This is a genomic window from Cohnella thermotolerans DSM 17683 (assembly GCF_000429825.1).
In the GTDB taxonomy this organism is placed as follows: Bacteria; Bacillota; Bacilli; order Paenibacillales; family Paenibacillaceae; genus Cohnella; species Cohnella thermotolerans.
On record NZ_AUCP01000037.1, the window covers coordinates 23,777 to 37,518 of the forward strand.

Below are 13,742 nucleotides of genomic sequence, written 5' to 3' on the forward strand. Positions count from 1 at the left end.
CGGAAAATGGCCCCTCCGTCCGTAAATAGCGGATCCTCTGTCCGCTAGATTTCCAATAAGTTGCCCATGCCAAAAATAACGGAACGACGGTCCGTTAGAGAAACGGCCGAAGTATCGGGGCCCGTTCGGAGAAGGTCGGGGCTCGGAGGAGGTTTATAGCTTCCGGGGCCTGGCGGCCTCCGGACGGGACGCGAGGCGGATCCTCGACATGCGCCAGGCGCGCCTACCGCCGGAAGCTGTGCAATATGCCAAAGTACCGGGGGTTGGAGACTCGATGCCGGATTTCCGCCGGAGAAAGCTTGTTTTTAACGCAATCTCAATGCCAGCAAGCCGAGATATTCCTTGAGCGCATCCTGCGGCCCTCTATGCCGCTGCGTCCATCAACGAAACTCCGGCGGGATGCGGCGGGCGACTCCGGTCAATATCGCCGCTTCAATAACCGACTGCCGCACCTTCTTCACCACTTGCTCGTTAAAAATGCTTGGAATAATATAGACTTCGTTCAGCTCCGACTCGGACACCACAGAAGCGATCGCTCGGGCTGCGGCCAATTTCATCGGTTCGTTAATGCATCGAGCCCGGCAATCCAGCACCCCGCGGAAGATTCCGGGAAAAACGAGCACGTTATTAATCTGGTTGGGATAATCGCTTCTTCCGGTGCCCAGCACCCGAACATGAGGCAAAGCCTCCTCGGGATCGATCTCCGGCACGGGATTCGCCATGGCGAACACGATGCTGTCTGGCGCCATCGTCTGAATATCCCGGGCGTTCAAGAGACCTCCTCGCGATACGCCGATAAAAACATCCGCACCCGGCAGCAAATCCTTCAAAGTTCCCGGTGTGTCCTCCACCTGCGGTTGTTCCGCAAGCCAATTCCACATCGGGTGCTCGTACGTTTTCCCCCGAACGATAGCCCCCTCCCGGTCGACCGGAACCAGACGCTTCACTCCGGCGGCAAGAAGCATTTTGCAGATCGATACGCCGGCGGCGCCGATGCCGTTGACGACAATCCGAACTTGCCCGATCCGTTTGCCTACAACTTTCAAAGCGTTCAACAAACCGGCCACGACGACTACGGCAGTTCCGTGCTGATCGTCGTGGAAGATGGGAATATCCAATTGTTCGCCAAGTTTCGCTTCGATCTCGAAGCAACGAGGCGAGCTGATATCCTCCAAATTGATTCCGCCAAAGATCGGACTGATCGTCTTAATGGTGCGAACGATCTCTTCGGTGTCTGTCGTATCCAAACAAATCGGGAAGGCGTCGACTCCGGCCAACTGTTTAAACAACATCGCTTTGCCTTCCATGACCGGCGCTGCGGCGAACGGCCCGATATCCCCAAGGCCGAGAACCGCCGTCCCGTCGGTAATGATCGCGACGGTGTTGCGCTTGATCGTGAGCGAGAACGCCTTTTCCGGATTTTGGTGAATAGCCGTACATACCTTGGCGACTCCCGGGGTATAAACCTTCGACAGATCGTCCCGATTGCGAATCGGCATATTCGGGTTCACGTTGATTTTGCCCCCAAGATGAACAAGGAACGTCCGGTCCGACACGTTGATCAGTTTGATTCCCTGCTGCCCGTTCACCGCTTCGACTACCTTGGACTCGGCCGATTCCGCAATATCTACCGTAATATCCCTTACAGACAAACCCTTGCTTGAACGGATCACGTCGATGGAGGTAATGTCCCCGCCGGCTTTGCCGATGATGGAAGCGACCTCGCCGAATGTAATCTGTTCGTGGTTTAATTCCACCCTTAGAACGATACTGGTTAATGCCATGTCGCTGCTCCTTATCTTGTCGGCATTTATAGCATAACATCGCCTGAATTCGGCCCGAGCGTCTGGCCGGTGTATAAATTCCCGTCCGGTTCCGAAGCCAGCAGAACGGCCGTAGGAGCGACTTCTTCGGGATAACCGAACCGCGGAATCGCGAGCTCCTTCTTCTTGCGTTCCTTCCAATCCGGATCGATGCCCGCGACCAATCTCGTCTCAATCGGACCGGGCGCGATGCAATTGGCCGTAATGCCGTATTGTCCAAGCTCCAAGGCGATGGATTTGGTGAATCCGATCACGCCCGCCTTGGCCGCTGCGTAGTGGCTTAATTGCAGGCCGCCCTTCTGCGCGATTTGGGACGCGATATTGATAATCCGCCCGCTTCGTTGACGGATCATATGCGGAACGGCCTGCCGGGTCATCAGGAAGACGGATTTCAAATCGACTTCGATCATGCGGTCCCATACTTCGACCGTCATGTCTTGAATGAAGCTCTGGGTCAGTATCCCCGCGTTGTTGACCAAGATATCGAGGGAACCGAACCGGGACACGGTCTGCCGGACGAAGCTCTCGACGAACGCCGCATCGGTGACATCGCCTTCGACCGCGAATACTCGGCTTCCGGTTTGCTCCAGCTCCCGCACGAACTCGTCGATCTGAGCTTTCGGCTGATTGAAATAATTGAGCGCCAGATCCGCCCCTTCTCTAGCGAAGGCCTCGGCAATCGCCTTGCCTATGCCTTCCCCCGCTCCCGTAACAATTGCCGTTTTGTTTTTCAGTCGCATGTTCGATTCCTCGCTTTCAGCTCTGCGGCAACTAGAAATGAATGACGACTTTGATCACTCCGTCTCTTTGCTGTTCGAACAGCTCATAGGCTTCCAATGCACGATCGATAGGGAACCTGTGCGTGATCATGCTGGTCAAGTCCAGCCGCTTGCTTCGCACCAGACGGATCAGCTGCAGCATCCGTTCCCGCCCGCCGGGACATAAAGTCGTGACGATGCGGTGATCGCCCATTCCGCCGGCGAACGTCTCTTCGGGAATGGTGACATGCCCCGAATAAATGCCCACGCTGGAGACCGTCCCTCCCCGGCGGATGACCTTCATGCAGTTCGCAAACGTGCTCTGCGACCCCAAGGCTTCGATCGCGACATCCGCGCCTTGGCCTTCGGTGAGTCTCCTAATCTCTTCCGCCACATCGACAGAACGATAATCCAACGTCAGGTCGGCTCCCATCTTGCGGGCGATCTCCAGACGCGCCGGATTGCCGTCCACGCCGATGATCGTACTGGCCCCCATGAGCCGGGCGCCGGCTATGGCACATAGACCGACAGGACCGCATGCCATCACGACGACGACATCGCCGACTTGAATGCCGGCCTTCTCCGCAGCCGCGATTCCGGTCGAGCCGATGTCCGACACAAGCAGCACCTCATCATCGGTCAGCTCGTCGGGAACCTTGGTGAGGTTATATTGGGGAAAAGGCATTTTGAAATATTCGGCATGCGTTCCGTCTACGGTATTCCCGAGTCTCCAGCCGCCGGGATGCCGATGGTCGCCTTCCGGGCCGATGCATTGCGAAGGCAGCCCCTTCTGGCAATAGTAGCAGATGCCGCACGGTGTGCAGGAGCCGCACATCACGCGATCGCCGACGGAGAACCCTTGAATTCCTTCGCCGATCTCATGAATGATGCCCACATGCTCGTGCCCCAGCACCCTTCCTTCTTCTACCGGATGCTCCCCGTGCAGGATGTGAATGTCCGTGCCGCATATCGTCGTGGAAGTTGTCTTGATGACGACCTCGCCCGCACCCGCTCTCGGAATCGGCTTGTATTCCAACGCAGGCTTGCCCGTTCCGCGATAGACGACAGCCTTCATGAAGCCCTCCGGTGCCGGTTCCATTCTCGTCATAGCATCTCTCTCCTCGTTAAGCATGGCGTATGATGTTAAGCGCCGTTAGACGGGCCTTGGCGTCCATCATGTGTTGAAAAGCCTCCAACGATTGCATCAGCTGTTCCGGGTCGATCGACTTCATGATGAACACGACATGAGACCGAGGCTCGACTTGCTTCGGCCATGCAGGCAGATGTTCGGGCGGATGAATGATGTGCTGGACCCCGTTGAGCAGGACGGGTCCCCGCTCCCCGACATCCAGCAGCCCTTTCACGCGCATGACGTTCTCGCCGCACGAATGAAGCAGCAGACTGAGCCACATGCCGAAAGCGTTCCAATCGATCGGACGGTCGAACGTAACGGATAACGAATGGGCCGCTTCCCGCGAATGCGCGGATTCGGGACCGGGAACCGGCCGTTCCCGGTCCGCTGCGAGCGCGCCGGATGCGATCGGAACTTCTTGGGAGAAGAGGAGGTCCCAATCCGTCCGTCCATTGTCGGAGAAGACGATAGGGGCCGTCGGATTGAGACGCGCAAGCTCGCGCACCAGCTCCTCTCTCGCTTCGTCGGTGACCATGTCGGTCTTCGTCACGACGAGCTTATCCGCTGCCGTAATCTGCTTCTTCGTCTCCGGATGCCGGTCCAGATGCAGTCCGGCATTGACGGCATCGACCGTAGCGAGCACGTGCTCGATCCGATAATGATGCTGCAAGACCGGATCGGTCATCACCGTAAACAAGATCGGCGCAGGGTCGGCCAACCCGCTCGTCTCAATGACGACCCGTTCCAAGTCGGGAAGCTCCCCTCTCTGGCTCCGGTCCAACAAATCCTTCAGCTCGCGGATCAAATCTTCCCGCACTGAACAGCACAGGCAGCCCCCGCTGAGAAGACGGGTGTGCTCGTCGATCCGCCGGAGCAAATGGTGGTCCAGGCCGACCTCGCCGAATTCATTGACCAGTACGGCCGTCCTTCCGCCCGGTTCCTCCTTCAGCAAGTGCGTCAGCAGCGTCGTTTTACCGCTTCCCAAATATCCGGTTACGATGGTCACGGCCCGTTTCATTCGCGTCTACCCCGGTTCAAATAGTCAAGGAGGCCGGAATCCAGAGGATTTAGCGGCCGCCCTGCGAGCTTCTCGGCTTTCTCCCACAAGTCGCCCAAATCATGAACGATCTCCGAACGTCCCTTTTTATCGCGGACGACAAATTTGACGCCGTTCCAATCGTCCACCTTCAGTCCGTAATATCCGAGCATTTGATTCAGCAGCCGGATACGGCGGAGACGCTCCCTTTGTCTCGTTCTCGAGGCGAAGGCCGATTCGGGCGGTTGCTTGCGATCGGTCCAATGAATTCGAAGAATCGATTCTCCGCACAGCACGCACATAGTCTCGCCCCTTTGGCCGAATGCTTACGCTCTCGGAAATCTCGCTTTATAATCCTTGGCGATCTCGTCGAACGTCACCCAACGCACCCCTTCATGGCCGCTGATATATTCGATTAACCGCTCGTGCATCAGGAGAACTTGCGGTCTTCCGCTTACGTCGGGATGAATCGTCATCGTAAATACGGCGTAATCATGCTCGCGATACACCCAGTCGAACTGGTCCTTCCACATCTGCTCAATGTCTCGCGGATTGACGAAGCCGTGGCTGTTGGGCGACTTCTTGATGAACATCATCGGCGGCAAATCGTCCAGATACCAGTTGGCCGGAATTTCAATGAGATCGGTCTCCCGGCCTCGAACGAGCGGCTTCATCCACGATTCGGCCGGCTGCTCGTAGTCGATATTGGTCCAGCTGTCCCCGACCCGGACGTAGTAAGGCGTAAAATCGTTGTGCATCAGACTGTGATCGTACACAATCCCGTGCTTGAGCAGCAATTCGTTCGTAATATTCGAGAATTCCCACCAGGGCGCTACATAACCGGTCGGCCGTCTCCCCGATACCTTCTCAATGAGGTCGATGCATTTTAGCAAAATGGTTTCTTCCTGCTGCGGGGTCAACGCGATCGGATTCTCATGCGAATAGCCGTGAAGGCCGATCTCGTGTCCGGCGTCTACGATCATGCGCGTCTGCTCCGGGAAAGTCTCGATCGAGTGCCCGGGAACAAACCAGGTCGTTTTCAACCGATATTTGTCGAACAATTTCAGCAGACGAGGCGTTCCGACCTCCCCCGCGAACAAGCCGCGGGAAATATCGTCGGGCGAATCTTCGCCGCCATAAGAACCGAGCCAGCCTGCAACAGCGTCAACGTCTACTCCGTAAGCTACCAAGATTTCTTTTTTGTTGGCCATCTTTATCGCTCTCCTTGTCGATTGCGGATTATTGGGATATTTCTTCCAATTCTTGCTTCGGGGAAATAGATTTGGCGCCGGCCATTAAAATAGCCGACAGCGCCAGCGGGAGGACGCCGGAGACGAATATGGCGGGAATCGTTCCCAAGCTGTCGATGGTGGCCGAGAAAATAATCGAACTGAAAATCGCTCCGACAGGCCCGAGCGCATTAATGAACGCGGCGCCCGTCCCGCGGATTCGGGTCGGGAACGATTCTCCCATGTAGCTGTACAAGGCCGCGTAAGAACCGATCAAGAAAAACAGACCGACGCTGTAGGAGATCAAGACCGGCCAATAGCCTTCCGCGACGAACAGCATGAAGCTGAAGCCGATGGCGGACATCATCCAGGCAAACATGATGGTTCCCCTTCTGCCGAATTTGTCGCCGAGATATCCGTGCGTAATATAGCCGATGTAAGCCAAGCCGTTGGAGAAAATGAGCATGAACAACGAGTTGTTAAACGAGATGTCCTTCCCATCCGTCAGTACCGTCGTAGAAAGAACGGAGAAAATCTGAATGGCGAACCAGTTGAGCATGTGGGCCACGCCCAGGAAAATCGTATGTTTGCGAATGTCCGAGGCAAAAAGCTGCGTAATCGAGGTTTTCGTCATCTTCTCGCTGTCGATGCCGATTCGCTGTCCCAGCGCCTTGGCTTCCGTCAGCTTGCCGGCTTTAATCAGCTTGCGAACCTCGCGCATTTGTTCATATTTCGGCGATTCCTTCAGCTTGATCCGCAGCAGCATAATCAGCACCGCCGGAATGGTGCCGACCAGGAATACGCCCCGCCAGCCGATGTGCGGAAGCAACTGGGCCGTTATAAAAGAGGCGAGGAGCACGCCGATCGGCCATCCGCCTTGAATGAAGCTGTACATAAAGCCCCTCTTCTTGGCTCCGGACAATTCGGATAAATACGTCGTGTTTACCGCCTGTTCGGAGAATCCCAAACCCGACATAGCCCGCACGACAATCAGATACAGAGGGCCCATCGTAAAGGCGGTCAATCCCGAGCTGATCGCGGCCCCGGCCGTCGTAAGCATAAGAGCGTTGCGCCGTCCAAAATAATCGGTGATCGGGCCTACCATCAAAGAGACGATCAGCGTGGACACGGATACCCAGGTGGCAATTTGAGCGCTTTGGGCCGTCGTCCAGTGAAATTCGTCCGACATGACCGGAAGAAGCGTTCCGAACAGAATGAAATCGTAAGTCGAAAATACCCAGGCGAAGAAGGCGATAACGGAGGCGTAGATCAGACTGCCTCTGGAGATGGCAGCGGCCTCTTTGGTTACGGAAGTCTTCAACGCGACTTCATCGACTTTGAGCACATTGGATTCCATACAAACACCGCACTTTCCAGTTTGATGGTTGAGGATCAATCGTATAAGGTTCTCATTAATGGCCGGTTCAGGTCTCGCAAATAGGGAATTCTGGTTCGCTGAACGGCTATAAATTCCAGATCCAGCTCGGCAACGACGACTTCGTCCGGCTGTTTAGCCTCGGCCAGAACATGGCCGGCAGGATCGACGATGCGGCTTCTGCCGCCGAACTCCGTCTCCCCCCGTTCGATGCCCGATCGGTTGGAGGCAATCAAATAGACCCCGTTCTCCAAAGCTCTCGCACGGCTGGCCAAATCCCAAGCGTAATCCCGCTCCTTCCCGAAGGCCGACGGAATCGCAATAATATCCGCTCCTTGCAAGGTCAAGCTTCTCGCTCCCTCGGGGAAGCCGATCTCGTAACAAATTTGCAAGCCCAAGCGCGCAAAGCCAAGATCGAATACGGGGAAGCTCGAACCTTTGGCAAATCGGATATTTTCCTTATCCCATAGATGAGTCTTCCGGTAAGAACCGATCCATCCGTCCGGACCGACCAAGAAAGCCGTATCGTAAATAATTCCGCTGACGTTGCACTTCTCCAACAGGGAGCCTGCGATGTGAATGCGGTCGCGTCGGCAGATCGTTTCCAGGAGGGCAATCGTCTCTCCCGGAATGCTCTCGGCGAGCTCCCGGTCCCGTTCTTCGACGCGGTACCCCGTATTGAACAATTCCGGCAGAACAATCAGCTCCGCTCCCCGGTCAACCGCTTCTTGCACGAGCCGGATCGCCTTGGCCATATTCGCATCCTTGTCGCCCAGCACACAATCCATCTGAATAGCGGCCGCTTTGAAAATATGTCTCATACCCTGTCCTTTCCATTTCATCCGAAGTCGCTTTTTTACAACTGCCAGACCCCTCTATCCCGAACTTTCAGCCTCCTATTAATGTAAATTTTTGTTACACAACATGTTGTGATTTTCTTACACAATCATTAAATCACAGACTTTTCGCGTAGGTAATACTAACACCTCGAAAAAGTTATGCATTTCTGCATAAACTCCTTTGCCTCAACTTTAATGAAGCGCTTTCATTTTAAACGATAACCGGCGGTTTTGTCTTTCTGACGACAACAAAAACATATGCGCCGCCGCATATGTCCGTTATCACCCCGAATCGGCCTTCCGCCGGTTCATGGCCTGAAGCTTTCGGCTGATCGTCGATTGATTGACGCCCAATACTTCCGCCATTTTTGTCGTTGACCCGTATTTTTGAAGCGCCATCTCCAGAAGCTCGCTCTCTACCGTTTCTGCCGCTTCCTTCAAGGGGACAATGTCGTTCACTTGAATTTTGGCCGGCGTTCCGCTTGGCTCCGCCATATGCTTGGGAAGATCTTGCGCAGTAATGACAGGATGGTTGGTCGTTAACAGCACGTTCTCGATCGTATTCCGCAATTCGCGCACATTGCCTGGCCAATGGTAATGCTGGAACTTCTCCATAATCGAGGAAGAAAACTTCTTGTTCAGGCCGTATTTTTCCGTGAGCCGATGGATGAAATGCAGGGATAAAGCCAGAATATCTTCTTTTCTCTCGCGCAGAGGAGGGATGGCGATCGGAATCACATTCAAGCGATAGTACAGGTCCGAACGAAACGCGCCGGAAGCGATCTCTTCTTCCAGATTCCGGTTCGTCGAGGCAATAATTCTTACATCCACCTTCAATCGCGTCGTACTCCCGATCCGGACAACCTCCATATCTTCCAGCACTTTCAGCAGTTTCGTCTGCAAAGTCGGCGGCAAGCTGCAAATCTCGTCCAAATACAAGGTGCCCTCATGCGCCATTTCAAACAGCCCGATTCTTTTGCCGCTGTCCCCGTCGCCGGAAATATCCTCTTCGCTCCCGAACAACTCGGCCTCCAGCAGCTTCTCGGGGATGGAAGCGCAGTTGAAGGTGACAAAAGGTTTTTTGCTGCGGGGACCCCACTTGTGAATGAAAGAAGCAAGAACATCCTTCCCGACTCCCGATTCTCCCGTCAACAATACGGTAGCGTCCACTTGCGCTACTTTTTGCGCGATGCCGACGACCTCTCTCATTTTAACGCTGCGGTAAATAATGTTCGTCTGTTCTTCGTCTTTTTGTCTTAACTCCATGAGCTCTTTTTTGTATCCTTCGGTCATGCTGCGCAATTCATCCAGCTCCAATTGAAGCTTGCTGACCTCCGTAATATCCCGAGAAGCGTTGACGACCCGGACAATCCTTCCCTGCTCGTCTTTGATCGGAGTTCCGACGACCATCAGCCTGCGCCCTGTTTTGGTCGTTTGAATCATGGAAACCTTCTCCTTCTTCTCCAGCACAAGACGGGTGACGGAAGGTTTAAATAGGCCGAGCCGCTCCAAATCATTGACGCTTTTGCCTACCAATTCGCTCTCTTTATGCCCCCAGAGCTTCTCGCAGGCCGAACTTACTCTCAGCGTAATCCCGTTGCCGTCCGAGACATAAATCACATCGTAAGAAATGTCGAAGATGGCTTGCAAATCGGCTCATATCCCGATAAGAGTCAAGCGCTTGCGTCAATTGTTCCAATTCGGTCGTTTTCTGAAACAACAAAACAAAACCCGCTTGCTTCCCTTTCCCGTAGAAGGGATGCTTCTTCAACACGTAATTTTCGTTCCCGCATTTGAAATTGACAAAGCTCTGCCCCTCGTTGCCGGGACTGGAATCCGGAGGGCATACGCTAGGAAATTTATTGCTCCATAAGCGGCGTATGACTTCCTCTTTGCGGCATTGCAGAACTTCGCATGCATATTGGTTGATTTCAATAATGCATTCGAATGGATCCAGAATGACAATGCCCATCGGGATTTCGTCCAATATCCCCTTCTGTTCGAGGAAATGAAGCGTTTTCAATTTCTTCTCTCCTTGCACACAAACGATAAATTCGTACTATTCAGTATAGGGCAGGCCCGGAACAACCTCAACGCCAAATTTTCAAAGCCTATGCATTCGTGCATAGTTGCTTCTAACGCAAAGAAAAGAAAACCCTTCCTCGGAAGAGTTTTCTCGGAATGCGGGTCCGGCCGAACCGTCCCGTTCTGTTAGCGGATAGGAGCTCCGTATTTCTCTCGCGCGATCCGGGCGGCCGCCACCATGTTGCGCAAGGAAGCGACCGTCTCCTCCCGGCGGCGCGTTTTGAGCCCGCAATCCGGGTTGATCCAGAACAGCTTCGGATCCAGCACGCGCAGGGCGCGCTCGATCATGCTCGTCATTTCCTCCACCGCCGGAATACGCGGACTATGAATATCGTAAACGCCCAGCCCGATGCCCTGCCGGTAGGTGCCCGCTTCGAAGCTATGAATCAGTTCCCCGTGACTGCGCGAGGCTTCGATCGAGATGACGTCCGCATCCATCGCTTCGATCGACGAGATCATATCGTGGAACTCGCAATAGCACATATGGGTATGAATTTGCGTCGTATCCCGAACGGTGCTTGTGGCGATTCGGAACGCTTGGACTGCCCAATCCAAGTAGCCGGCATGCTCCGCTTCCTTGAGCGGCAACCCTTCGCGCACCGCCGGCTCGTCGACCTGGATCATGCCGATTCCCGCTTGCTCGAGCGCCTCGACTTCCTGCCGCAGCGCATAAGCGAGTTGGTAGGCGATCTGCTCGCGCGGAATATCTTCGCGAACGAACGACCAATTCATGATGGTGATCGGCCCGGTCAGCATGCCTTTGACGGGACGGGCGGTCCGGGACTGCGCATAGGCGGTTTCTTCGACCGTCATAGGCCCCCGATAAGCTACGTCGCCATAGATGATAGGCGGCTTCACGCAGCGCGAACCGTACGACTGAACCCATCCGTTCTGCGTCATGGCAAAGCCCGCCAGCTTCTCTCCGAAAAACTCGACCATGTCGGTCCGCTCGAATTCGCCGTGAACGAGCACATCCAGTCCGATGTCTTCCTGCAGCCCGATCCAGGTGTCGATCTGTTCGCGGATAAAAGCGGCATACCGCCCGTCGTCCCATTCCCCTTTGCGCCACAGCCGGCGGGCTTTGCGCACTTCGTCGGTCTGCGGGAAGCTGCCGATCGTGGTCGTCGGGAACAACGGCAGCTGCCATTGCTCCTGCTGGACGAGCCGACGCTCGGCAAACGGCCGATTGCGGGCTTGCGCCTGCGAGCTTAGGGAAGCAACGGCCTCCCGGATGTCGCTGCGGAAGCGGTCTCCCCATTGATCGAGCCGGCTCAGCACACGATCGCACGCTTCAAGTTCGCCGGCAACCTCCTCCTCGCCAAGCGACAGCGCCTTGGTCAGAAGCGCGAGCTCATCCAGCTTCTCGTCGGCGAAAGCAAGCGCATCCCTCAGCTCCGGCGCCAGCTTCGACTCTTGCGCCGCCGTGACCGGAACATGGAGCAGACTGCACGACGTTTGGACCACGAGGCGATCTTCCCCAACCGCGTCCGTCAACTCCCGAAGCAGGGCCAATCTCTCGCGAATCGGCGCTTTCCAGATGCCCCGGCCGTCGATGACGCCCGCACCCAACACTTTATCCTCCGGAAAACCGAATGCCCGAATCGACGACAAATTTCCGGAGCGGCCGTGCACGAAGTCGAGTCCGATTCCGCCGACCGGCAGTGCGACGATATCGCGGTAACGTTCCACCGCTTCAAAGTAGGTTTGCAGCATCACCTTCAGCTTCGGCGCCGCAGCGGCGAACGTTCCATAAATCCGCTCCAGCCGTCTCAAGTCTTCATCGCCGACTTTCGTTACGAGAATCGGTTCGTCGATCTGCACCCATGATACCCCTTCTTGCTCCAGCTCCTGAAGAATCCGAACGTAGAGCGGAATCAGCCGGTCCAGCCAAGCGTCGGTCTCGGACGGATCGTAGCCTTTCGACAGCGTTAGGAAGGTCAACGGGCCGACGATGACCGGCCTGCCCTCCAGACCGAGATGTTCTTTGGCTTCCCGATAGGCCGCAAGAGGTTTGTTCTCGGCAAGTGTCGGCTCGATTCCGCCCAGCTCCGGCACGATGTAGTGGTAATTGGTGTTGAACCATTTGGTCATCTCGCTGGCTACGGCGTCCTTCGTTCCGCGAGCGATGCCATAATAGACCGATACCGGGACGTTCCCGCCGTCATAGGCAAAACGCTGCGGAACCAAGCCGAACATGGCGGCTGTGTCGAGCATGTGATCGTAATAGCTGAAATCGTTGACCGCGATCCAATCGATGCCTTTCTGCTGCTGCTTGCGCAAGTGGTTCAACCGGATTTCCCGCAGCCGGCTGTGAAGCTCCGATTCGTCAATTTTCCCCGCCCAGAATGCTTCGAGCGTCTTCTTCCATTCCCGATCCGCCCCGATGCGCGGATACCCCAAAACCCCGCTTCTCACCATCAGATTAGCCCTCCTATCGATTCAACCAAGTGATTGGTAATAGGAAGGATATCATGAGCGGCTTGTTATAATGTAACTCCAATTACCTATAACTGGTTATAGCCAACAGCTATAGCGACTCGTTTATTATAGGCGTCGTCGCCGTTGCCGCTTCTCTGGCCGGCGAATCTCTTCCTCCTTGCGTTCAGGCCGCAGCGCGTTTACCGTCCTTCTTCTCCTTGCCCGGCCCCGGTTCGTCGCCCGTACGCCCAATGGTTGGTCGGACCGTGCCCTTGCCCGAGATGCAGCGAATCCACGATAGCCGCTTGAATGAACTGCTTTGCCGTCTCGACGGCTTGCAGAACGGTTCGTCCTTTGGCGAGCTCCGCTGTGATGGCGGCGGCGAACGTGCACCCCGTGCCATGCGTCTGCCGGGTCTCTAACCTGGGACCGCTGAATTCATAAAAATCCCGCCCGTCATACAGCAGATCAATCGCTCGATTCGGGTCGGAATCGTCATGGCCGCCCTTCATGACGACGTTCCTGACACCCAGATCGGCCAATATTCGCGCCGCTTCTTTCCGTCCTTCCAGCCCGCGGACGGGAACGCCCGCAATCCGTTCCGCCTCCGGCACATTCGGCGTCAAGACAAGCGCCAGCGGCAGCAAGCGCTCACGGAGCGCGCGAACCGCTTCTTCTTGAAGCAGCTCAGCCCCTCCCTTGGCGATCATGACGGGATCGATGACGACTTTGTCCCATCCGAATCGGACAAGCTGGTCCGCTACGCACCGAATAATGCCGCTATTGAACAGCATGCCGGTTTTGACCGCGTCGGCGCCGATATCTTCGCCGATCGCCTCGATTTGCCGCTCCACCGCCTCGACGGACATCGGATAGACGCCCTTGACGCCGAGCGTGTTTTGCGCGGTGACGGCGGTCAATGCCGTCATGCCGAATACGCCGAGCTCCTGAAACGTCTTCACATCGGCCTGAATGCCCGCGCCGCCGCCGCTGTCGGAGCCGGCTATCGTTAATGCCCTTGGAACAGCCATTCGTTCCAACCTCCTT

The 13,742-nt window shown here is 55.7% G+C and carries 12 protein-coding genes; all 12 read right to left on the minus strand.

Going from position 1 to position 13,742, the window contains the following annotated elements; all coding sequences use genetic code 11:
• Positions 1-380 precede the first annotated feature (380 nt).
• The 12 genes from G485_RS0106725 to thiD all read right to left on the minus strand — a co-directional run bounded on the left by G485_RS0106725 (position 381) and on the right by thiD (position 13,726).
• Entirely contained in the window at positions 381-1,784 is a 1,404-nt protein-coding gene (locus tag G485_RS0106725) for an NAD-dependent malic enzyme (RefSeq protein ID WP_027091928.1), read from the minus strand.
• A gap of 26 nt (positions 1,785-1,810) precedes the next feature.
• Positions 1,811-2,563, minus strand: a complete 753-nt coding sequence (locus G485_RS0106730; protein ID WP_027091929.1) for an SDR family NAD(P)-dependent oxidoreductase — start codon at positions 2,561-2,563, stop codon at positions 1,811-1,813.
• A gap of 31 nt (positions 2,564-2,594) precedes the next feature.
• The gene (locus G485_RS0106735; protein ID WP_205620121.1) at positions 2,595-3,689 is read right to left on the minus strand and encodes a zinc-binding dehydrogenase; all 1,095 of its coding nucleotides are present in this window, start codon (positions 3,687-3,689) and stop codon (positions 2,595-2,597) included.
• 16 nt (positions 3,690-3,705) lie between these two features.
• On the minus strand, positions 3,706-4,731 hold the full coding sequence (locus G485_RS0106740) for a CobW family GTP-binding protein (protein WP_027091931.1): 1,026 nt from the start codon (positions 4,729-4,731) through the stop codon (positions 3,706-3,708).
• Positions 4,728-5,051, minus strand: coding sequence for a hypothetical protein (locus G485_RS0106745; RefSeq protein WP_027091932.1), 324 nt, complete (start codon positions 5,049-5,051; stop codon positions 4,728-4,730). Before G485_RS0106745 ends, G485_RS0106740 begins: the two co-directional genes overlap by 4 nt.
• A 24-nt stretch (positions 5,052-5,075) precedes the next feature.
• Positions 5,076-5,960, minus strand: a complete 885-nt coding sequence (locus G485_RS0106750) for a polysaccharide deacetylase family protein (protein ID WP_027091933.1) — start codon at positions 5,958-5,960, stop codon at positions 5,076-5,078.
• A 28-nt stretch (positions 5,961-5,988) separates the two neighbouring features.
• On the minus strand, positions 5,989-7,335 hold the full coding sequence (locus G485_RS0106755) for an MFS transporter (protein ID WP_051318081.1): 1,347 nt from the start codon (positions 7,333-7,335) through the stop codon (positions 5,989-5,991).
• Positions 7,336-7,370: 35 nt separating this feature from the next.
• Positions 7,371-8,174: a carbon-nitrogen hydrolase family protein gene (locus G485_RS0106760; protein ID WP_027091935.1), complete on the minus strand. Its 804-nt coding sequence runs from the start codon at positions 8,172-8,174 to the stop codon at positions 7,371-7,373.
• A gap of 300 nt (positions 8,175-8,474) precedes the next feature.
• A complete protein-coding gene (locus tag G485_RS25420; RefSeq protein ID WP_084423168.1) occupies positions 8,475-9,842 on the minus strand; it encodes a sigma-54 interaction domain-containing protein in 1,368 nt (455 codons plus the stop codon).
• Positions 9,739-10,215: a PAS domain-containing protein gene (locus G485_RS30355; protein WP_051318084.1), complete on the minus strand. Its 477-nt coding sequence runs from the start codon at positions 10,213-10,215 to the stop codon at positions 9,739-9,741. The genes G485_RS25420 and G485_RS30355 overlap by 104 nt, the downstream gene beginning before the upstream one ends.
• Positions 10,216-10,403: 188 nt before the next feature.
• Positions 10,404-12,695 carry a 5-methyltetrahydropteroyltriglutamate--homocysteine S-methyltransferase gene (metE, locus tag G485_RS0106770; protein WP_027091936.1) on the minus strand — a complete coding sequence of 764 codons (2,292 nt, stop codon included), beginning with the start codon at positions 12,693-12,695 and terminating at the stop codon, positions 10,404-10,406.
• A 200-nt stretch (positions 12,696-12,895) separates the two neighbouring features.
• Positions 12,896-13,726, minus strand: coding sequence for a bifunctional hydroxymethylpyrimidine kinase/phosphomethylpyrimidine kinase (gene thiD / locus G485_RS0106775; protein ID WP_027091937.1), 831 nt, complete (start codon positions 13,724-13,726; stop codon positions 12,896-12,898).
• Positions 13,727-13,742: the final 16 nt, after the last annotated feature.

What these genes read in the sequence shown, in the direction of transcription:
- G485_RS0106725 (WP_027091928.1), bottom strand. Translation starts at nt 1,784, where the DNA reads ATGGCATTAACCAGTATCGTTCTAAGGGTGGAATTAAACCACGAACAG.
- G485_RS0106730 (WP_027091929.1), bottom strand. Translation starts at nt 2,563, where the DNA reads ATGCGACTGAAAAACAAAACGGCAATTGTTACGGGAGCGGGGGAAGGC.
- G485_RS0106735 (WP_205620121.1), bottom strand. Translation starts at nt 3,689, where the DNA reads ATGACGAGAATGGAACCGGCACCGGAGGGCTTCATGAAGGCTGTCGTC.
- G485_RS0106740 (WP_027091931.1), bottom strand. Translation starts at nt 4,731, where the DNA reads ATGAAACGGGCCGTGACCATCGTAACCGGATATTTGGGAAGCGGTAAA.
- G485_RS0106745 (WP_027091932.1), bottom strand. Translation starts at nt 5,051, where the DNA reads ATGTGCGTGCTGTGCGGAGAATCGATTCTTCGAATTCATTGGACCGAT.
- G485_RS0106750 (WP_027091933.1), bottom strand. Translation starts at nt 5,960, where the DNA reads ATGGCCAACAAAAAAGAAATCTTGGTAGCTTACGGAGTAGACGTTGAC.
- G485_RS0106755 (WP_051318081.1), bottom strand. Translation starts at nt 7,335, where the DNA reads ATGGAATCCAATGTGCTCAAAGTCGATGAAGTCGCGTTGAAGACTTCC.
- G485_RS0106760 (WP_027091935.1), bottom strand. Translation starts at nt 8,174, where the DNA reads ATGAGACATATTTTCAAAGCGGCCGCTATTCAGATGGATTGTGTGCTG.
- metE (WP_027091936.1), bottom strand. Translation starts at nt 12,695, where the DNA reads ATGGTGAGAAGCGGGGTTTTGGGGTATCCGCGCATCGGGGCGGATCGG.
- thiD (WP_027091937.1), bottom strand. Translation starts at nt 13,726, where the DNA reads ATGGCTGTTCCAAGGGCATTAACGATAGCCGGCTCCGACAGCGGCGGC.